Here is a 21,034-nt window from a genome sequence, read left to right on the forward strand (position 1 = left end):
TCGGGACAGGGTCCTGAGGGGAAAGCCTCGCGCCGCGGGACGTTCCCGGACCAATTCCCCGCAGCTCCACCCGGCCTGCCCCACCGCACGGTGCGGGGACCGAATGCCTCAGGGCTGCGGCGAAGGTCTGGCTTGCGGCGGCGGAGGAGGCGGCGGCGACACGATCTGCTCGATCACCTTGCGCCCGTCGATCTGCAGCCCGTTCTGGTCCAGCTTCACATCGACCGGCGCGCCGTTGATCTGGGTCGAAAGCACCGCCTTGCCCTGTTCGACGCGCAGATTGGCATCGCCCAGCGGAATATCGCCGAGATCGGGCACGTCGAGCGGCTGGACCGGGCCTTCCGGATCGGGGCTCTCGGTCGCGCGCGGGCGCGGCGCGGCGCGCTCGCCCAGGGCCTGCTGCATGAAGTCGCGCCAGATGCGCGCGGGGATGGTACCGCCGGAAACCCCCTTGAGCGGCGTATTGTCGTCATTCCCCACCCAGACGCCGACCACGAGGTCCTTGGCATAGCCAACGAACAGCGCATCGCGGTTTTCCTGGCTGGTCCCGGTCTTGCCGTAGTTCGCCGCCTGGAGCCGCGCCCCGCGCCCGGTACCGCGATTGACGGCGCCGCGCAGCAGGGTCTCCATGTTCTCGTGGACATCGCTGGACAAGCTGCGGCGGCCGCTGATCAGCCCGTCGAACCAGCCTTCCTCCTTGGACTTGAACGCCGTGGGCACGACCGGGAAACGGTTGCCCGCGACACCCGCGTAAGCGGCGGTCAGTTCCATGAGGTTCATGCTGGAGGTCCCCAGCGCCAGGCTGGGATCGCCATGGGGCAGCGGCGCAGTGACGCCCAGCTTGCGGGCCATGTCGATCACCGCCTTGTCGCCCACTTTCTGGAACAGGCGCACGGCGGCGACATTGCTGGAATGGGCGAAGGCATCGGCCAGCGTGATCGTCTTCGAATAGGCCCCGCCCGCGTTCTGGGGGCGGTAGTAGCCGATCTCGAACGGGGTGTTCTCGATGGTATCCTCGGGCTTCCACCCATCGTTCAGCGCCGCCAGGTAGACGAAGAGCTTGAAGGTGGAGCCCGGCTGCCTCTGCGCCTGGGTCACGCGGTTGAACGGCGACTTGGCGTAGTCCCTGCCGCCGACCATCGCCACCACTTCACCGTTCGGACGCATCGCCACGAGCGCGACTTGCGCCTTGCCGAGCGGCGCGCCTTCGATGGCGCGGCGCGCCGCGGCCTGAAGACGCGAATCGAGCGTGGTCTTGTAAGTCTGCGCGGCATAGCTCGCCTCGTCGATCCCGCGCGCCTGCGGCAGCGCCCAGTCGGCGAAGTACGTGCCGGTCGGCAGGTCGTTGCGCGAGCGCACGTCGAGCCGCGGCGGACGCGTGGCGCGGGCTTGCGCGGGCGTCATGTAGCCGGCATCGACCATGGCCAGAAGCACCACTTTCATGCGCTTTTCGGCCAGGTCGTAATTGTTGGTGGGCGCCAGGCGCGAGGGCGCCTTCATCAGGCCGGCCAGCATGGCCGACTGCGCCGGCGTCAGGCTTTCCGGCTTGCGGTGGAAATAGTGGAGCGAGGCGGCGCGAAGCCCATAAGTATTGTCACCGAAGTAGGCGTTCGAAAGGTAGCGTTCGAGGATCTCGTCCTTGGTGAGCCAGGCTTCCAGCCAGAACGCGATCAGCACTTCCCTCGCCTTGCGGGTGAGGCTGCGTTCGGAGGTGAGGAACGTGAACTTGGCCAGCTGCTGAGTGATCGTGCTGCCGCCCTGGGTGCTGCCGCCGCTGACGTTGCTCCACAAGGCGCGGGCGATCCCGCGCGGGTCGATCCCCCAATGGCTGTAGAAGCGGCGGTCCTCGATGGCGATGAAGGCCTGGGTGACGTGGATCGGCAGCTTCTTCACTTCGACCGGCGCGTCGACGATGGCGCCGTTGCGGGCGATCGGCGTGCCGTCCGCGGCCAGCAGGGTGATCTGCGGCGGCGAGATCGGCTGCAACGATTTCGACATGGGCGCGGTCACGGCCAGCCAGCCGATCGTCACGATGAAGAGCATGAGCAGCGCCGCCACCCCGCGCGAGAACCACCACCAGCGAGAGCGACGCCTTCGCGGCTTGCCTTCGGGCGGCGGAGGCGGGTTCGGGGAATGAGGGGAAAGGTCGCCCTGAGCGGGTCCGCCTTCCGGCAGACTGTCCAGGTTATCCAACGTCAAGGCCATGGTTTTCGGCTTCGCCTGCATTTCCCGTGTATCGGGCCCACCCCGGGCCGGATTCCGCCAATACGGGGTTCCGTGCCGCGTTGCGAGGCAATTGTTGTCGCAAAATCGACAAACCGCAGACCCGGCCCGATGACCATCGCGCCGGCCATGCTCTCGTTTACGCAGTCCCCGGGTCATCGGTCCTACCCAGCAGGGATAGGCCTTCGCTCTGCCGGGTTAGAGCGCGCGGCCCGGCCGGGCATTCGGTAGTATATGGTCCTGTAGATACATTCCGCCCTCACCCTCCGGTAGCGTCTTCCCATTCGCTTGAAGGAGGGAACGAGCGTGACGGCACTTGCAAAGATAGAAGCCCCGAGCCGCGAAGACCGGCAGAACCGCGGCCTGCTGACCCTGGACCAGAGCCTTGCGCTCGACAGCGAGTCCGCGATGGGCCTCTACGCCGCCCACCTCAACAAATACATGCTCCAGGTCTTCGACATCCTGGGCCTGGCGCAGATGGATATCGAAAGCGCACAGGGCGCCGAGATCACCTTGCGCGACGGGCGCAGGATCCTCGATTACTCGGGCGGTTTCGGCGTGCTGGGGCTGGGCCACAACCACCCCCGCATCATCGCCGCAGAGCGCCGCTGCCACGATCTCAAGGTGCTGGACTGCATCAAGATCGCCCCGCACAAGCTGCAGGGCGCGCTGGCCTACAACATCTCCCGCTTCCTGCCGAAACCGCTCGACGTCTCGTTCCTCGCCGTCTCCGGCACCGAGGCCAACGAAGCGGCGATGAAGATCTGCGAGCGCGTGCAAACGCCCAAGGGCAAGACCAAGTTCCTCTGCTTCAAGGGTGCCTTCCACGGCAAGACTCACGGCCCGCTTTCGCTCACCACGGCTACCGACGTGCAGAGCGGCTTCATCATGGGCGTGCCGAAGGAGAACGTGGTCTTCGCGACCTATGGCGACATCGCCTCGGTGCGCGAGGCGATCGCCCGCGAGAAGGCCGATATCGGTAAATCCGGCAGCGGCAACCGCATCATCGCCGGCATCATCGAGACGATCCGCGGCACGTCCTGCCACGTTCCCGATCCCGGCTTCCTCACCGAATTCGCGCAAGTCTGCCGCGAGAACGACATCCTGACGATCTTCGACGAAGTGAAGGTCGGCATGGGACGCACCGGCAAGTTCTGCGCCTTCCAGCACGAGGACGTGGTGCCCGACGTCGTCACGCTCGCCAAGACGCTGGGCGGCGGCAAGCGCGAGCTGGGCGCCATGGTCACTTCGCAGGCGCTGTTCGACAAGGCCTATGGCAACAAGAACGACTGCAACCTGCACAGCTCCAGCTTCAGCGGCATGGGCGAGACCTGCGCCGTCGGCATCGAGACGCTCAACGTGCTGGAGGACGAACGCCTGATCGAGCGCGCCGCCCGCATGGGTGAATATCTGCGCGCCGGACTGGAGCGCCTGCGCGAAAAGTACCCGCGCAAGATCGTGTCGCTGCGCGGCAAGGGCTGCTTCCAGGCCATCGAGCTGAACTTCGGCCAGCAACTGGCTGAAAAGGCGATTGATATCCGCAAGAACCCGCTTTTCGTCACCTACGAGACGGTCCTGATCGGGGCGATGGCCCGCGAACTTTACGAGCGCCACGGCATCCTGGTGCACTTCCAGCCCGGCGCCCGCGACCTGCTGCATTTCATGCCGCCCTACATCGTTTCCGAAGCGCAGATCGATGCCCTGGTCGACGCCCTCGACGATGTGCTGGGCCGCGGCGTGGCCGATGCCACGGTGCGCTTCGTGGTCAAGAACATCAAGCGCGTGCTGGGCTGACGCCATGGCCACTCCCGCCGACAGGCTCACCCCCGCCCCGCGCAGCTTCACGGCTCCGCACGTCTCCGCCGCCGCTCCGGGTGGATGGATCGCCTGCGCCGCGATCCTGGTCCTCTCGCTGGTGCTGTTCCAGCTCAACGTCCATCACGGCATGGTCGTCACGCCGGACAGCACCCGCTACATGGGGATCAGCCCGATCCCCTACGACGCGCCGGTCTATCACTGGATGCTGGTGCTGCCCCATGCCCTGGGCATGCCGCTGCTGACGGCAGCCAGCGCCTGGGCGCTGGTCACCCTGGTGGCTAACGTGATCCTGATCTTCGCGCTGATCCGGCGCACGGCCGCAGACTGGCGCTATGCCGCCATCGGCACCGCGCTCATCGCATTGGCGCCGCAGTTCGTTTCGCTTCACGCTGCGGTGATCTCCGAGCCCCCGTTCATCACGTTCGTCCTGCTGACCCTATGGTTCACGCTTGACTATTTCGAACGCGGCGCCCGGCGCGATCTCCTGATCGCCTCGCTGATGCTGGGCATGGCCACGCTTACCCGCTTCACCGCCCCCCCGATCGGCGCCGCCGTGGTCCTGGTGATCCTGGCGAACCCGCGACTGCCCTTCGGACGCCGGATCGCCGACAGTGCCCTGTTCGCCATTCCCGGCGCCGCGCTGTTCTTCGTCTGGGTCGTCGCCAGCACGCTGACGGTCGGCCATTCGATCGGGCGCGAACTGCGCTTCTACGGCAACATGGGTCCGGCACAGTGGTGGGCGAACCTGGAGACGACCGCCGCCTGGCTCCTGCCCGACGCCGTGCCGCTGGCCCTTCGCGTGCTGCTGCTCGTCGCCGTGCTCGGCTTCGCCGGCTGGCAGTTCGCCCGCCAACTCGCCGCCTGGCGCCGCGTTCGCCCCGATGCGACCCCGCGCGATGGGGGCTGCGACCCGCGCCTGGCGTTCTCGCTGATGCTCGGCCTGTCCTTCGTCGGCTACTTGGCTTTCGTCTGGCTCTCCACGGCGCTGGAAGCGAACCTGCAGTTCGTCGGCCGCTACGGTTTTCCGGCCTATGTCATGCTGGTCATGATGGTCACCGCGCAGGCCAGCGGCCTCGACCAGCGCCTCGGCGGCCTGCGGACGATCTGGCTGACCCTTGCCGCCCTCGCCGCGCTGGTCCTCGTCGGCCACACGGTCCGCACTTCGGCCCGCACGTATCAGGTGTTCCGCGAGGGCATCGGCTTCCTCAGCCTCGAATGGCGCGCCTCGCCGACCATTGCCGCCGTCGAAGCGCTCCCGGGCAATGCCTCGCTCTTTTCCAACGGCCCCGAAGTGGTCGCCCTGCTCACCCAGCGCAGCGCCCAGATCGTGCCGCAGGAGCGCCTGCTGCGCACCAACAGGCCCGATCCGGCCAACCCGCCCGAAGCCCAGCTTGCCCGCATCCGGGCCCAGGCGAACGCGGGCCTGCCGGTTTACGTGGTCTGCTTCGACCGGATCGACTGGCGCTTCTACCTCGCCAGCGAACAGCGCCTGAAGCGCGATCTCTCGCTCGAACCTGCCGGCGCCTTCGCCGACGGCCGCATCTACCGCGTCAAAGCCACCCTGCATCCGTGAATGCCCCAAGTTCACCCCTCCGTTCCAGGAGAATCCGGAAATGAACACATCTGAAATGAGGGGGCCTGAAATTGCGGGACCCACCACGAAGGGCGCCGCATCGCGCAACCGGAAGACCGCGCGCCTGCGCGACTACCTGAGCCTTGCCCGCTTCGATCACGCCACCAAGCACGTCTTCGTGATCCCGGGCCTGATCCTGGCCTATGCGCTGCGCGAACCTTCGCTGCTGGACGCCCCGGCGCGGATCGTGATCGGCTTCGTGGTGGCGATCGCCATCGCCTCGGCCAACTATATCATCAACGAGTGGCTGGACCGCGAATCCGATGCCCACCATCCCAGCAAGCACCACCGCACCGCGGTGTCGCTGCAGCTCTCCCCGGCGCTGGTCTACCTGCAATACACGGTCTTCGCGGCCTTCGGCCTGGCCCTGGCGACCTCGCTGGGCAGCGCCTTCTTTACCGTGGCGGTCGTGTTCCTGGTCTCCGGCATCGTCTACAACGTGCGCCCGCTGCGCTCCAAGGACCGGCCGTTCCTGGACGTGGTCTCGGAATCGGTGAACAACCCCATCCGCCTGACCCTGGGCTGGCTGATGATGGACCCCTCCAGCATGCCGCCCGCCAGCCTCCTGCTGGCCTACTGGGCCGGCGGCGCGTTCCTGATGGGCTCCAAGCGCCTTTCCGAATATCGCGACATCACCGCCATGGTGGGGATCGAGACGCTGACCCGCTACCGCAAGTCCTTCGCCGGCTACACGGCGGAAAGCCTGGTGGTGAGCTGCCTGGTCTATGCCATGCTCTCCTCGTTCTTCCTGGGCGTGTTCCTTATCAAGTACCGCGTGGAATACATCCTGGCCTTCCCGTTCATCGCCGGGCTGTTCGGCTGCTACCTCTGGCTTTCGATGCTGCGCGACTCCATCGCCCAGCGGCCTGAGCGCATGTTCCGCTCGCGCCGCCTGATGACCACGCTGGGCATCACCGTGGGTGTGCTGCTGCTGCTCTCCTTCGTCGACCTGCCCAGCCTCACCGCGCTTTCCAACCGCAGCTTCACGCCGGTGGACATGCTGCCCGGCCACGGCAAGTAAGGGAGTGGAAACCGTGACCGACGTGGCCTGGAGCAAGGTGCGGCTCGTGGTGTTCGACCTCGACGGCACGCTCTACGACCAACCGCCGCTCCGCCGCGCGATGGCGCTGGAACTGGTCAAGCACAGCCTTCGCCGCCGCAGCCTGCGCACGGTGGAGACGCTGCGGGCCTTCCGCCAGATCCGCGAGCTGCTGGGCGAGGTGCAGGGGGACGACTTCAACAACGAGCAGTTCCGCCTCACCGCGCGGCGTTGCGGCTGCTCGGAAGGCGAAGTCCGCGCGCTTGTCGAGGAGTGGATCGAGCGCCGCCCGCTGGCCTTGCTGCCGCGCTACAAGGCGCGCGGGATCGACGGCCTGTTCTCGGCCCTGAGGGCGACCGGGCGGCGGATCGCGGTCTGGTCGGACTATCCCGTGAACGACAAGCTCGCCGCGCTCGGCCTCAAGGCGGACCATGTCATCTGGTCCGGAGACCGCGGTATCGGCCGGCTCAAGCCCGATCCCACCGGCCTGCTGGCCCTGCTGGAAGAGGCCGAAGTCACGGCAGAGGAAACGCTGGTCATCGGCGACCGGCAGGACCGCGACGCCGCCGGTGCCGCCGCGATCGGCGTGCCCTCGCTGATCCGCAGCGCCCGTTCCAGCGGCGATGCCCTGTTCCGTCGTTTCGACGATCCCCCGTTCGCACCCATCCTTGCGGAGGCCCGCCATGTCTGACCGAACCCGGCGCCATACCGACGCGGTCGCGCGCTGCGTGACGGCCATCGTCGATGTGCTGATCGACGAATCCCGCCCGGACCTGCCCGCGCCGGAGCGCGGCCTGGTGGCGGACTATGTGCGCGCAACCCTGGCCAGCATGCCGGACTACTTCCGCATCGGCTTCCGCGCGCTGGCCCTGGCTTTCGACGTGGCGGCGCTGCCGGCCCACGGGCAGCGCTTCTCGCGCCTCGGCGCAGCCGAGCGACAGGCCCATCTCGCCGCCTGGCGCCGGTCCCGCATCGGCTTTCGCCGCTCGATGATCGCTTTCTACACGACTTTCGCCTGCTACGGCCTCTATTCGCTGCCCGCTACCGCGAACAGTGCGCAGGCGGCGAGGATCGCGGCATGAAGGGGGCTGTCAACGGCGCCAGACACGGCTCGGGCGAGATCGAGACCGAGATCCTCGTCATCGGATCCGGCCCCGGCGGCGCGGTGAGCGGAACGCTCTTCGCCGAAGCCGGACGCGACGTGACCATGGTGGAGGAAGGCGATCATCTCGCCCTCGAAGCCGCGCCCCACTTCTCGCGCGAGGAAATGCTCCTCAAGTACCGCAATGCCGGTGTCGGCGTGGCGCTGGGGCGGCACAAGCTGGCCTGGGTGGAGGGCCGCTGCGTGGGCGGCGGGAGCGAGGTCAATCGCGGCCTCTATCACCGCACCCCCGGCTATGTCTTCGACGACTGGCGGCGGCGCTTCGCGGTGCACAGTCTGGATCTGGCGGAAATGACGCCGCATTTCGCGGCCTGCGAGGCCGTCGCCCGGGTGGAATACGCCGGCAGTGCCGCCTCCGACATGTCGCGCCGCCTCCAGCAGGGCGCCCAGGCGCAAGGCTGGCTGGCGATCGAGGCGCCGCGCCTCTACCGCTACGACCATGACCATGGGCGCGGCGTGAAGCAATCGATGTCGGCCACATTCGTGCGCCGCTTCCTGGAGGCCGGCGGCGCGCTGCTTCCGGCAACCCGCATCGCCCGGCTCCGCCGCATGAACGGCCACTGGATCGCCGAGGGCACGCGCCGCGGCGAGGATGGCAGTCGGCGCGCGGTCACTTTCCGCGCGAAGACGGTGGTGGTTGCCTGCGGCGCGGTCCAGACGCCTGCCCTGCTGCGCCGCTCGGGGATCACGAAAAACGTCGGCGACAGCCTGCGCTTTCACCCCATGGTCAAAGTCGTCGCCGAATTCGACCGCGACGTGAACCATCCCGGAGACTTCGACCCGGTCCACCAGGTCAAGGAATTCGAGCCGCGCTTCGGCATGGGCTGCTCCATCAGCACGCCGGCCATGCTGGGCGTCGCGCTGTCGGGCCGGCCCGGTCACTGGGACCTGGTGGCGGAGCGCTGGCGGCGCATGGGCATTTACTACGTCCAGTCCGGCGGCGGCGAGGCGAGCGTTCGCAACCTGCCCGGCTTCGAGGATCCCATCGTGCGGGTGCGCTTCTCGCAAGGCGATCTCTCGGTGCTGGGCGAAGGCCTGCGCCGGCTCTGCGAGGCGCTGTTCGCGGCGGGTGCGCAGCGGATCTATCCCTGTCTCGCAGGCTATCCGGACCTGCATTCCCCCGCGGACCTTGCCGGCCTGCCCGAACTGCTTCAGGCCAGCGACGGCAACGTCACGTCGGTCCACGTCTTCTCGTCCTGCCCGATGGGCGAGGACGACCGGCGCACCGCGGCCAATTCCTTCGGCAAGGTTCACGGCACCGACGGCCTCTACATCAACGACGCCTCGCTGCTCTGCGGGCCCACTTCGGTCAACCCGCAAGGCACGGTCATGGCCGTCGCCCATCGCAATGCCACCGAAGCCCTGACCCGCCGGTTCCACTGATCGCGTGCGGTGCGGGCCGGTCCGGCCCGCACCGCACGCCTTTTGCCGCGGCGCCAAAGGCCAGCCGCGCTCTATCCCTCGATGATCGGGAATCCCAACAAGGAGCTGCGTCCTGCCGGCGGGCCTTCCGGTGTCCCGGCGCATGCCTCACGCTGCGGCGCAAGCCTAGCCGGCCTGGCCCGCCTTCATGACCAGCAGCGGAGACTCACGCCGCATCGATACCAGCCAACCCAGCGCGAACAGCGCGGTCGGCAGCCAGAGCAGCAGATGGGCCAGCAGGATCGTCGCCGTCGCCTGCTCGGCATCGACGCCGACGGCGCGGTAGGAGAGCATGCCGAAGAATTCGTACGACCCGAAATGGCCCGGCAGCGCGGGAACCAGCGTGCCCAAGGTCGAGAATGCAAAGGCCACCAGCGGTTTCAATGCACCGCCCACCTCTCCGCCCAGGCTCACCCAAGCACCGAGCATGACGAGGCTTTCCAGCAGCCAGAGCGCAAAGGACAGCAGGACCATGCCCAGAATGCGGCGCGGATCGCCGGTGCCGCGCACGGCCCCCGCCACCGAGCGGGCGGTCTGGGCAATGCGGGCCACCAGAGACACGGGAAACGTGCGTTCGGCCCATCCGGCCACCGCCTCGATCGCGCCGGGCGAGAGCAGGACGAGCAGGCTCGCCCCTACCGCCACTAACAGCACGAGGCGAAACTGCGCCACGATCTCGGCCGGCAAGGCCGTGTCGACCAGAAGCAGCGCCAGCCCGGCGACCATCAGGATCGAGACGAGATCGAGCACGCGCTCCACCACCATGGCGCCGAGCACATGGCCCATCGGCAGCGAGAAACTGCGGTGGAACCAGTAAACGCGGAACACGTCGCCGAGGCGGAACGGCAGTATGTCGCTGATCCCGAAGCTGGCGACGAAAGGCGCAACGCTCGGCCCGAACGGCACTTGCCGCCCGCCCGGATCGAGCAGGACGCGAAACCGCCAGGCGCGGAGCAGGAAATCGAGCCCATAGGCAAGCAGCGCCAGCACCAGCGGCGGCCAGCTCGCCCGCGCCAGCAAGGCGCCCACGGCCGCCATGTCCACCGAAGTCCAGAGCAGCCCCAGGAACACCGCGCCAACCAGGGCGCCGAGCCAGAAGCGGAGTTGTCCGCCGCCCTTTTTGCTGCCGGCGTCGCCCTCCGCTCCTGCCGCTGCCCGGTCCATGGTCAGCCGTTGTCGCTGATCTGGGACTGATACTTGACGAAAAGCGTGGCCAGGGTGGTGCGGCTGGAAATGTCGAGCTTGCGGTAGATGTTGTGCAGGTGGATGCTCACCGTGCCTTCGGTCGATCCCACCATCCCGGCGATGGCCTTGTTCGAGAAGCCCCGGCAGACCAGGGCGCTGATCTCCTTTTCGCGCGGCGTCAGGCTGGCGATCTCGCCGCCGATATCGACGCCGCCGCCGCGCTTGGCCTTGGCCACGAGGTCTTCGGGCAGCCACTTGTGGCCGGCCATGACCTCATGCAGGCAATCCAGCAGCGAATCCGAGGCATAGTCCTTCAGCAGCAAGCCCCAGACGCCAAGCCCGATGGCCTCGGCGATCTGCCTTCCGGTCATCGTGGCCGAGAGGAATATGACCCGCACAGGCCAGCCGTTCTCGCGAATGGCACGCAGGATCGCCAGTCCGCCGACATCGGGCATCGACACGTCGAGCACGGCGACTTCGGGCCGCTTGTCGCGGATCACCGCCAAGGCGCGCGTACCGCTGCCCGTCGCTTCCACCAGTTCGACTTCGCGAGTCGCCTGGAGCAGGTCGGCCAGCCCGCGCAGCAGCAGCGGATGGTCGTCGGCAACGAGGACCCGGCAGGTCTTGAGGTTCACGACGCTCATGCCGCCTCGTCCAGCGGGATGACCATGGTGACGCGCAGCCCGTCGGCACTGTCATTGAGCGCGATCGAGCCGCCGAGCTGCATGGCGCGGCTGCGGAGCGAAACCGGGCCGATCCCGTTCGCCGCCGGTCCCAGGCCGCGCCCGTTGTCCACCACGCCGAGTTCGAGCGCGCTGCCCACGCGCCGCGCTTCCAGTGCGACGCGAGTGGCCGACCCGTGGCGCACGGCATTGGCCGTCGCCTCGGAGAACAGCGCGATCACTTCCTCCACCAGGTTGCGCGGCAAGTGGGTGGAGCGGCCGTGCCAGTCGAAAGCGACGGTAACGCCCCATTTCTTCTCCAGCAGGTCCGCCTGGCGGCGCAAGTCCGCCACCATGTCGGTGGGCTGGTCCGCATAGACGTCGCGCTGTTCCTCCACGAAGCGGCGAATGCGCCGCTGCTGCTCGGTGACGAGTTCCTCGATCGCCTTGAGGTCCTGCGCCACGTCGGGTTCACGGGCGGCCAGGCTGCGCAATTTCAGGCTGGTCGCCGTGAGATCCTGGAGCACGCTGTCGTGCAGGTCCTGCCCCAAGCGGCTGCGTTCCTCGGCACGGGCACTGTCGGCGCGCCGTGCCACCAGCTCGACGTGCTCCAGCTCGGAACCGGTGCGTGCGGCGATGATCTCGGTCAGGGCCAGGGCATCTTCGGGGCGGCCGTCCGGATCCACCACGATCATCGCGCCGCGAAAGCGCAGGCCCGAAAAGCCGGAGCGCACGGCATAGTCGTGCGGCAGGGGTCGCGGCAATCCCAGCGCATCGAGCGCCAGCGTCAATCCGGACATTTCTGCGGGGCTGACGAGGCTGGCGCGGGTGCGGTCCATGAAGTCCAGCCGCGCCTCCGCGAAGACGCTGCGGAACGTCGCCGGGTCGAGCGGCAGCAGGCGCAGGCCTTCCTTGCGCCAGTGGGCGATGAACCCGGTCGGCTCGTCCTGCTCGCGCCAGATGAGGATCAGGCTTTCGCAGCCGGTGATCGCGCCGGAATGGCCGCAGAGTTCCGCCAGCCAGCCGCGCCGGTCGCCGACGCCCGCATCCATCGGCCAGCCCGCCAGGCGCGCCAGCCGTTCGCGGCTGCTCTCGCGGTAGGCGCCGAAATAGCCGAGCATCACCGCGCAGACCAGGAAGTAGACGGTGCGGATGATCAGCACGTTCAGTTCCGATTCCCCGTCGAGGATGTCGGGAATGCCGATCGTGAACAGCACCACTTCCAGCATGACCGCGCCGATCATGGCGCCCATGAAGCCCCAGCGCACGGTCATCGCCAGCAAGGTGAAGGGCAGGAACGAGAAGAAGGGGCTGGTCAGTTCGTTGGTCAGGAACGCCAGCCAGCCGAGAATGGCGGTGTCCAGCACATGGACGAGGAAATGGACCGGACTATCGACCGGCCGCCGGATCGGCACGGCCACCAGCACGATCGCCATGACGAGGTAGATCGCCAGCACGTCCTGCACTTCCGCGCGGTAGCGGCTGGGCTGGGTGGGGTCGAGATAGATGGCGATGACGGCGAAGATCGCCGTAATCAGCCGTCCATAGCTGATCAGCCGATTGGGATCGGTGATCAGCAAGGCATTGCGTGCCCGGCTGACGCCGGATGCCGTCGCGTCGAAAGTCCGCCCCATGTGTTCTTCGGTTCCTCGCGCCCGCGCGGCATAACGGCCGGAAGCGTAGGAAAAAGCTACGAAGCTGCCGCAATTTCGTCGAGTCAGACTTACTGCTGATCGGCCTGCGAAAAGGGATAAGTGAGCGGTCGAATCCGCAGAACCGGTTGACGAATTCGGGCGCCGGGCCTAGTCAGCGCCCCAGCATCAAGAGTCGGGATCGCGCCCGGCACCAACCTGCTCCCGAGCAAGGTGGTACCTTCGCAGACATGCGAAGGGATGTGGCCGGACCGGCAACAAACGGGTTTTCCAGCTGCATCGCCGTCGTTCCTTCCCGGCTCGCCCGAAGTCCATCGCGCGCCAGAAGGAAGACCGCATGTCCGAACAGTTCCCCTCAGGACCCACGCAGCAGTTCGCCAGCGACAACTATGCCGGCATCTGCCCGGAAGCCTGGAACGCCATGGAGCAGGCCAACCGCGGCTCTGCGACCGCTTATGGCGAGGACGAATGGACGCGCCGCGCCGCCGACGCCTTCCGCGACCTTTTCGCCACTGACTGCGACGTCTATTTCGCCTTCAACGGCACGGCCGCCAATTCGCTGGCGCTGGCCGCGCTGTGCCAGTCCTACCACTCGGTGATCTGCTCGTCCTCGGCCCATGTCGAGACGGACGAGTGCGGCGCGCCGGAGTTCTTCTCCAACGGCTCCAAGCTGCTCGTCGCCCAAAGCGCCGACGGCAAGCTGACCCCCGCCGCCATCCGCGGCCTGGCGACCGGCCGCTCGGACATCCACTTCCCCAAGCCCCGCGTCGTCACGATCACCCAGCCCACCGAAACCGGGCAGGTCTATACCGTGGCCGAGATCGAGGCGATTTCCGCCACCTGCCGCGAACTCGGGCTGAAGCTGCACATGGACGGCGCCCGTTTCGCCCATGCCTGCGCCGCCCTGGACTGCGCGCCGGCGCAGATCACGTGGCAGGCCGGCGTGGACGTGCTCTGCTTCGGCGGCACCAAGAACGGCATGGCGGCGGGCGAAGCGGTGATCTTCTTCGACCACGCGCTGTCCGAGGACTTCGCCTATCGCTGCAAGCAGGCCGGCCAGCTCGCCTCGAAGATGCGCTACCTTTCGGCGCCGTGGATCGGCGTGCTGGAAACCGGCGCCTGGCTGGGCAATGCCCGCCACGCCAATGCCTGCGCCCGCCGGCTGGCCGGCGCCGTCACCGGGATCGAAGGACTGGATCTGATCTTCCCGGTGGAGGCCAATGCCGTTTTCCTGGCCGCGCCCGAGCCGGTGCTGGACGGGCTGCGCGCCCGGGGATGGCGTTTCTACACGTTCATCGGCGGCGGTGCGCGGTTCATGTTCGCCTGGGATGCCGACCCCGCCCAAGTCGACCGTCTCGCCGCCGATGTGATCGCGCTGGCGCGGGAAAATAACCTCGTGCCGCAAGGTTCGGGGACCGCGAATTTTCAGAGAAGCTCTGAGGAATTGGCAGTAAACACCGCATAACTTGCATGTTACGATCGCCCTTCGTGACGAGACGGGGGGCGATCCTTGGCAGAAGTGCGCAAAACGGCAGTCATTCTCGTCCACGGCATCGGCGAGCAGCGGCCGATGGACACGCTCTGGAGCTTCATCGACGCGGCATGGTCGAAAGACCGCTCGCTCGTCGCGGGCTATGACAATACCGTCTACTCCAAGCCCGACGTCACTTCGGACAATTTCGAGCTGCGCCGGGTGACGACACGTTACTTCGACCCGCCCGATCCCCGCCGCGTCGATTTCTTCGAGTATTACTGGGCGCACATGATGATCGGCAACACGGTGGCCGGGATCGGCCGCTGGGTCGCCTCCCTGTTCTTCCGCAGCCCGCAGAGCATTCCGCGCGCCTACCTGCCCTACTGGATCGCGGGTTGGCTGGTGGGTCTTGCGATCACCATTGCCATCGTCGCCTGGCAGCTCCTGTCCGGCGACGAAGCGGATCACCGCCTCTGGTGGACGCTGCTGCCCGGCCTGATCGGCCCGGCGCTCACGAGCGTGATCGTGGGCATGCTGGTGCCCTATGTCGGCGACGCGGCACGCTACTTGCGCGCGGAGCCGGACAATGTCGAAGCCCGTCAGCGGATCCGGGCCGGCGGCGTCGAGCTGCTGCGCAAGCTGACCGAAAGCGGCGAGTACGACCGGATCGTGCTGGTCGGCCACAGCCTCGGCTCCGTGATCGCCTATGACATCCTGACCCAGGCCTGGGCGCAGCTCGATCCGCTTCGCCTCCAGGCGCTCCATGCCGCCGGCTCGCCCCTGTTGGAACGACTGACCGCGCTGGAGAAGGCCGGGGCGGTACTCGAGGCGGCCCGGCGCGGCGGCGGTTCTGCCCTGGAGGAAACCGCCCTGCCCGCCTGGCGCAATGCCCAGCGCGCCTATCGCCGCGCCCTGGCCGGTGTTCCGGAAGCCCCCTGGCTGGTGAGCGACCTGGTGACGCTCGGCTCGCCGCTGGGCAAGGCGGACCTGCTGCTGGCCGATGATGCCGCCGCCTTCGAGCGCCGAAAGAACCGGCGCGAATTTCCCGTCGACCCGCCGCTTTTCGAATATTGGAGTGAGCGGAACCGGCAGTTCTCCTATCCCGAAGGCAAAGGCGCGCGTATCCCCCATCACGCGGCGCCTTTCGCGCCGACCGTCTGGACAAACCACTGGTTTCCCACCTCGCTGCTGGTTCTGGGAGATCCCATCTCCGGCCCGGTGGCGCGCCATTTCGGCGCCGGCGTGAAGGACGTGAAGCTACCGGGCAAGCGCCTGCGCTTCCAGCACCTGGACTACTGGACGCGAACGCCCGCGCAAGAGACCATCCCGGCCGTCGAGGCCCTGCGACAGGCGCTCAACCTCCGCGACCTGGACGAATAGCGCTCGCCCCGTCGATCCCGCAAACGTGTGAAATCCCCATTGCTATTGCGATTGTATCGCATTAGCGGAGCAAATGGAGGGGAAGCTGGCGAAAGTTCGGGATGCTTATCGGCACCTGCTTTCCAGGGTAACGGTGAGTGGCGCCACCAGATTTTCGGAAAGCGATCAGGGTGACGCGGCAAGTATTGTTCCAAATTCACTGGTTCCTCGGAATCACGGCCGGCTTCGTGCTGGCGGTCATGGGTTTGACCGGCGCCACGCTGAGTTTCGAGAACGAGATCATGCGCGCCCTCAGCCCGGGCATCGTCACGCTCTCCCACGCGACCGGCCCCGCCCTCTCGCCCGACGAAGTGATCGCCCGCGCCGCCGCCCAGCGGCCCGGCCAGGCCGTGGAGCGCTTGAACGTGGAGAGCGATCCCGCCGCGGCCTGGACCGTCCAGTTCGCGGCCCGGGAAGGTGAGCGGCGCGGCGAGCGCAGCTATGTCGACCCGCATAGCGGCATGCTGCTGGGCCAGGCGACCGGCGCGGGCTTCTTCCGCACGATCGAGAACCTGCACCGCTGGCTGGCCCTGCCCGGCGGCCCCAATGGCATCGGCCGCCAGATCACGGCCTTCTCGGCGATCTCGCTGGTGTTCTTCGCCATTTCCGGTCTCTATTTGCGCTGGCCGCGTCGCACGTTCGACTGGCGGGCCTGGCTCGTGCTCGATCTCAGGAAGAGCGGCCGCAATCTCTATCGCGCGCTCCATGCCGTCATCGGCGGCTGGGTGGCCCTGGTCTATCTGCTCAGCGCCATGACCGGCCTCTGGTGGTCCTACGACTGGTACCGCCAGGGCGTGCTCTACACCCTCACCGGCAAGACCAGCCGCGAGGAAGGCGGACACGGCGGCGCAAAGCCCGACCATGCCGAGGACCCCGCAGCCCCGCCGCGCCTCCTGCGCGCCTGGCCCACCGTGATAACCGCCATGGACGGCCGCTACAGCTCCATTTCCGTCACGCTGCCAGAAGGGCACGAACCCGCGACGTTCCGGGTCCTGCTGGCCGATGCCCGCCACGACCGCATGACCGACGATCTCAAGGTGGACCTTGCGACGGGCAAGCTCGTCAAGGCGGACCGCTATGCCGACCGCAATCTCGGCAAGGTCATCACCACCTGCATGTACGAGCTGCACCGCGGCGCCTTCTTCGGCATCGGCGGACGCATCCTGCTCCTGCTGACCAGCCTGACGATGCCCCTGTTCACGGTCACCGGCCTGCTGCTCTATCTCGCCCGCCGCAAGCGCAAGCGCGCCCTGGCGGAAGTGGCCGAAGCCGCGGCGAGCCAGCCCGCAGGCAACCCCGGCACCGCAGGCGGGATCGGCGACATGCTGATCGCCTTCGCCAGCCAGACCGGCGGCGCCGAGCGTCTCGCCCGGCAGACCGCCTCGGCACTGGGCGGCGCGCGCGTGCTGCCGCTTTCGGCCGTGGACGAAAGCGTGCTCTCCGAAGTCGACCGCGCGCTCTTCGTGGTCAGCACGTATGGTGAAGGCGAACCGCCGGACCCGGCGCGCCGCTTCGCACGCCAGACCATGGCGACGCCTCCCGGCGCCGATCATCTCGAATATGCCGTGCTGGCGCTGGGTGACCGCGAATATCCCGAGTTCTGCGCCTTCGGCCATTCGGTAGACCGCTGGCTCCATGCCGGCGGCGCCCGCCGCCTGTTCGACATGATCGAGGTCGACGGTGACGACACCGACGCCCAGCGCCAGTGGCAGCAGCAGCTCGCCGCGCTTGGCGCCGAGCCGGACATGCCGGACTGGGAACCTGCCGCCTATTCCCGCTGGCGGCTGGCCTACCGGCGCCGGCTCAACGCCGGAAGTGCCGGCGGCCCCGCCTTCCTCGTCAGTCTGGAGCCCTGCGACGGCAGCGCTGCCTGGCAGGCCGGCGACATTGCCGAAGTGCTGCCCGGCGCCAACGATCCCGCCCGCGTCGCGGCCTATCTGGCCCACTGCGGCCTGGCCGGGTCGGAGATGGCGAGGGGCCAGCCGCTGGCCCACCACCTCGCCCTGGCGCTGATTCCCGACCATCCCGTCGCCGCTGCAGAGGAACTTTTGGCCGCGCTGCGCCCGCTGCCTCACCGCGAATATTCGATTGCATCGATCCCGGCGGACGGCCGCCTCGACCTGCTCATCCGGCAAGTCGAACGAACCGACGGCACCCTGGGGCTGGGTTCTGGCTGGCTGACGCATTTCGCCCCGCTCGGCAGCGAAATCGCCCTGCGGCTGCGCGGCAATGAAGGCTTCCACGCGCCCGTGGCCGGCCCTGCCGGACCGCGGCGGATGATCCTGATCGGCAACGGCACAGGCCTTGCCGGACTGCGCGGCCATTTGCGCGCTTCCGAAGCGGCTGGGCGCGGCGGTCACTGGCTGCTGTTCGGTGAGCGCAATCGCGATCACGACGCCCTGCTGCCTGACGAGATCGAGCACTGGCTGGCACGCGGCACCCTCACCCGGCTCGACCGCGCCTGGTCACGCGATGCTGATTGCGGGCGCTACGTCCAGCACCTTTGCGCCGAGGCCGAAGCCGACTTGCGCGACTGGGTGGAAAACGGCGCGGCGATCATGGTCTGCGGCAGCCTTCAGGGCATGGCCCCCGCCGTCGACGCCGCATTGCGCGCGGCGCTTGGCGACGAGCGCCTGGAAGGGATGGCCGAAGCCGGGCTCTACCGCCGCGACATCTATTGAGGCCCCGGCCCAGAGAAACATTCCGAAACGCGCTGGACACCAACAGGAAGCCGGTTCCTGAGCAATATGCGGTTCGTCAACGCAAGCGGAAAGGAACCGGCGATGGTCCGTAGGCGTAACATGGCTCCGGGGTGGCTGCTGCCGCTCCTGCTGGTCGGATCGATGGTCGCGGCCGCAATCGCCGTCGCTTTCGTCTCGACCGTGGAGTGAAGGATTCGCCGGTGGTGAAACACGCCAGGAGTCCCGATTGCCCCATAGTACGCCTCTCGTCGCAACGGTCGTCGCCGGTCTGGTCGCCGCCTTCGCGATGGGCGCTCTTGCCCACCGGCTGAGGATATCGCCGGTCGCCGGCTATCTCTTCGCCGGAGTGCTGGTCGGCCCGTTCACGCCGGGCGTCGTGGCGGACAGCGCGCTGGCGAACGAACTGGCGGAGCTGGGCGTGATCCTGCTGATGTTCGGCGTCGGCCTGCACTTTTCCGTCCGCGACCTGCTCTCGGTCCGCAAGATTGCCGTGCCCGGTGCCGTGCTCCAGATCGCCTTCGCCACCGCGCTGGGAGCGGGGCTGGCGACCTGGCTCGGCTGGAACCTTGCCGGCGGCCTGGTGTTCGGCCTCGCGCTGTCGGTGGCCAGCACCGTGGTGCTGCTGAGAGCGATGCAGGTCGGCAAGCTGATGGACACCGAACGCGGCCGCATCGCGGTCGGCTGGCTGATCGTCGAGGATCTGGCCATGGTGCTGGTTCTCGTGCTGCTGCCCGCGCTCGCCGGCCTGGCCAACGGACGAGCGCAATCGGGCATGGAACTGGCGTGGATGATCTGCCTGACCCTGGCGAAAGTCGGCGGCTTCATCGCGCTCATGCTGATCGTCGGCAAGCGGGTGATCCCGGCCGCGCTGCACTGGACCGCGCATACCGGCTCGCGCGAGCTGTTCCGCCTCGCGGTCCTGGCGATCGCACTGGGCGTCGCGTTCGGAGCGGCTTATGTCTTCGACGTCTCCTTCGCGCTGGGCGCCTTCTTCGCCGGCATGGTCATGGGCGAGAAGCAGCTCAGCCGCCGCGCAGCCGAAGAGACCCTGCCGCTGCGCGATGCTTTCGCCGTACTGTTCTTCGTCTCGGTCGGCATGTTGTTCGACCCGGCGGTGGTGGTGGAGCATGGCGGCGCGGTTCTGGCCACGGTGCTGATCGTCATCCTCGGCAAATCCCTGGCCGCCATCGCCATCGTGCGGTTCTTCGGCCACTCGCTGCATACCGCGCTGACGGTCGCCGCCGGTCTCGCCCAGATCGGCGAGTTCTCCTTCATGCTGGCCGCGCTCGGCGTCAAACTTGGCGTCCTGCCCGAAGAGGGGCGCGACCTCATCCTGGCCGGTGCGATCTTCTCGATCTTCGCCAATCCCCTGCTCTTCCGCTGGCTGGCCGGGCGGCACAGCATCGTCAAGTCCGTGGCCGCGTCGGAGAGTGCAAGACGCGCGCCATCCGCGGCCGGAGAGCGCGTGGTGCTGGTCGGCTACGGCCGGGTCGGACGGCTGGTGGCGGACGGCATCTCCGGCGAGGCCCGCCAGATGGTCATCGTGGAAGAACGCGCCGACCTGGCCCGTTCGGCGCGGGAGATCGGCCATGAAGTGGTCGAGGGAAATGCCTCCAGCATGGATGTTCTCGAAGAAGCGGGCATCGGCGAAGCCACGCGGTTGATGATCGCCATACCGGAGGGTTTCGAAGCCGGCGTGATCGCCCAGCATGCCCGTCAGCGAAATCCCGACATCCAGATCCTCGCACGGGCGCATTCCGACGAGGAGGTCGATCACCTCGAAAAGATCGGCGCGGACCATGTCGTGATGGGTGAACGCGAGATCGCCCGCCGCCTGCTGGAGCTTCTGCAATCGTCGCGGCGCCAGGGCAGCGGCGAGCCCACCTGAATGCGGCCCCGGTTCCTCCATTTGGCTGATCGCCGGGCGGGAATGGTGAATTTCTCCTAAGCTATCCGAAGCGGCCCTGCAAAAGCGTGTTAGCTGCCGGCGCCATACGGCGTAGCGCTTCGAAAATCTGGTGAGGGCGGGCCATCCTCAAGAGCGGCTTAACAGCCCGCGACGTTCCTGTACTTTCATGACTGGGGCGGAATGCGGAGATAAGTCATGGAAAAGCCCAAAATCTTCAATGGACCGGATGGGGAGAGCGATCGCCGCTCGTTCCTGACCGCCTGCGGTAAATATTCGCTGCTGGTGCCGCCAACCATGACCATGCTCCTTTCCACGACACTAACTTCGCCCGCCATCGCCAAGTCCGGCGGACATGCCGGCGGCGGAAACGGCGGCGGGGGAGCCGGCGGTGGCGGCGGCGGCGGGGGAGGAGCCGGGGGCGGTGGCGGAGGTGGTGGCGGCGGAGCCGGTGGAGGCGGCGGCGCGGGCGGCCCCGTCGCCCGCGTGGACGACATCTGCAACACAGGCGAATCCTCGACCGAGACACTCGGAGACCGCACCCAGCTTGCCGCCAATCAGGATCTGGAGGTCCGCGCGCGAACGTGGAAAGCCACATGCTGCAGCGATCCGGAACCGAAGGCGCGCAGCCGTCCTTTCCTTGCCCGGGTGCAAGCCAAGTTCGGCAAGACGCCGGGCCGGGTTCCCAATTCGTCCTGCCAGCGCGTCTGACAGGATGATTGCTACCTAAGCAAGTC

The 21,034-nt window shown here is 67.7% G+C and carries 15 protein-coding genes and 1 riboswitch; of the genes, 11 read left to right on the top strand and 4 right to left on the bottom strand.

Features of this window, described 5'->3' with window-relative positions:
- Nucleotides 1-108 precede the first annotated feature (108 nt).
- Entirely contained in the window at nt 109-2,205 is a 2,097-nt protein-coding gene (locus tag ACZ1J6_RS05950) for a transglycosylase domain-containing protein (RefSeq protein ID WP_431566779.1), read from the bottom strand.
- Between the two features lie 324 nt (nt 2,206-2,529).
- On the opposite strand from ACZ1J6_RS05950, the gene ACZ1J6_RS05955 reads away from it, so the two are divergent.
- The 6 genes from ACZ1J6_RS05955 to ACZ1J6_RS05980 are packed head-to-tail and all read left to right on the top strand — an operon-like array spanning nt 2,530 to nt 9,258.
- Entirely contained in the window at nt 2,530-4,017 is a 1,488-nt protein-coding gene (locus tag ACZ1J6_RS05955) for an aspartate aminotransferase family protein (protein WP_431566780.1), read from the top strand.
- Nucleotides 4,018-4,021: 4 nt separating this feature from the next.
- A complete protein-coding gene (locus tag ACZ1J6_RS05960; RefSeq protein ID WP_431566781.1) occupies nt 4,022-5,614 on the top strand; it encodes a glycosyltransferase family 39 protein in 1,593 nt (530 codons plus the stop codon).
- Nucleotides 5,615-5,654: 40 nt separating this feature from the next.
- Nucleotides 5,655-6,695 (top strand): UbiA family prenyltransferase, encoded by a 1,041-nt coding sequence (locus ACZ1J6_RS05965; protein WP_207913092.1) that lies wholly within the window; start codon nt 5,655-5,657, stop codon nt 6,693-6,695.
- Nucleotides 6,696-6,708: 13 nt separating this feature from the next.
- Entirely contained in the window at nt 6,709-7,404 is a 696-nt protein-coding gene (locus ACZ1J6_RS05970; RefSeq protein ID WP_165921520.1) for an HAD family hydrolase, read from the top strand.
- Nucleotides 7,397-7,795, top strand: coding sequence for a gluconate 2-dehydrogenase subunit 3 family protein (locus ACZ1J6_RS05975; protein ID WP_132269355.1), 399 nt, complete (start codon nt 7,397-7,399; stop codon nt 7,793-7,795). Before ACZ1J6_RS05970 ends, ACZ1J6_RS05975 begins: the two co-directional genes overlap by 8 nt.
- Nucleotides 7,792-9,258 carry a GMC family oxidoreductase gene (locus ACZ1J6_RS05980; protein WP_314468474.1) on the top strand — a complete coding sequence of 489 codons (1,467 nt, stop codon included), beginning with the start codon at nt 7,792-7,794 and terminating at the stop codon, nt 9,256-9,258. Before ACZ1J6_RS05975 ends, ACZ1J6_RS05980 begins: the two co-directional genes overlap by 4 nt.
- 165 nt (nt 9,259-9,423) lie before the next feature.
- Here ACZ1J6_RS05980 and ACZ1J6_RS05985 read toward each other — a convergent pair whose 3' ends face one another.
- Genes ACZ1J6_RS05985 through ACZ1J6_RS05995 form a run of 3 tightly spaced genes read right to left on the bottom strand, consistent with a single transcriptional unit; the run spans nt 9,424 to nt 12,778 of the window.
- Nucleotides 9,424-10,461, bottom strand: a complete 1,038-nt coding sequence (locus tag ACZ1J6_RS05985) for a lysylphosphatidylglycerol synthase transmembrane domain-containing protein (protein ID WP_314468476.1) — start codon at nt 10,459-10,461, stop codon at nt 9,424-9,426.
- Between the two features lie 2 nt (nt 10,462-10,463).
- The gene (locus tag ACZ1J6_RS05990) at nt 10,464-11,126 is read right to left on the bottom strand and encodes a response regulator (protein WP_431567847.1); all 663 of its coding nucleotides are present in this window, start codon (nt 11,124-11,126) and stop codon (nt 10,464-10,466) included.
- Nucleotides 11,123-12,778: a sensor histidine kinase gene (locus tag ACZ1J6_RS05995; protein WP_132269348.1), complete on the bottom strand. Its 1,656-nt coding sequence runs from the start codon at nt 12,776-12,778 to the stop codon at nt 11,123-11,125. The genes ACZ1J6_RS05990 and ACZ1J6_RS05995 overlap by 4 nt, the downstream gene beginning before the upstream one ends.
- Nucleotides 12,779-12,956: 178 nt before the next feature.
- A riboswitch (SAM-I-IV-variant riboswitch) is annotated at nt 12,957-13,068 on the top strand.
- A 65-nt stretch (nt 13,069-13,133) separates the two neighbouring features.
- Between ACZ1J6_RS05995 and ACZ1J6_RS06000 the strand changes: the two genes are divergently transcribed.
- The 5 genes from ACZ1J6_RS06000 to ACZ1J6_RS06020 all read left to right on the top strand — a co-directional run bounded on the left by ACZ1J6_RS06000 (nt 13,134) and on the right by ACZ1J6_RS06020 (nt 21,008).
- Nucleotides 13,134-14,261, top strand: coding sequence for a threonine aldolase family protein (locus tag ACZ1J6_RS06000; RefSeq protein WP_431567848.1), 1,128 nt, complete (start codon nt 13,134-13,136; stop codon nt 14,259-14,261).
- Between the two features lie 45 nt (nt 14,262-14,306).
- Nucleotides 14,307-15,650 (top strand): alpha/beta fold hydrolase, encoded by a 1,344-nt coding sequence (locus ACZ1J6_RS06005; RefSeq protein ID WP_465127080.1) that lies wholly within the window; start codon nt 14,307-14,309, stop codon nt 15,648-15,650.
- 170 nt (nt 15,651-15,820) lie between these two features.
- Complete coding sequence (locus ACZ1J6_RS06010) at nt 15,821-18,370, top strand: PepSY domain-containing protein (protein ID WP_465127081.1); 2,550 nt, start codon at nt 15,821-15,823, stop codon at nt 18,368-18,370.
- Nucleotides 18,371-18,617: 247 nt separating this feature from the next.
- Nucleotides 18,618-20,279, top strand: a complete 1,662-nt coding sequence (locus ACZ1J6_RS06015) for a cation:proton antiporter domain-containing protein (RefSeq protein ID WP_465127082.1) — start codon at nt 18,618-18,620, stop codon at nt 20,277-20,279.
- A gap of 216 nt (nt 20,280-20,495) precedes the next feature.
- The gene (locus ACZ1J6_RS06020; protein WP_431567851.1) at nt 20,496-21,008 is read left to right on the top strand and encodes a hypothetical protein; all 513 of its coding nucleotides are present in this window, start codon (nt 20,496-20,498) and stop codon (nt 21,006-21,008) included.
- The last annotated feature ends 26 nt before the right edge of the window (nt 21,009-21,034 follow it).

The organism is Novosphingobium sp. BL-S-21 (assembly GCF_055521655.1).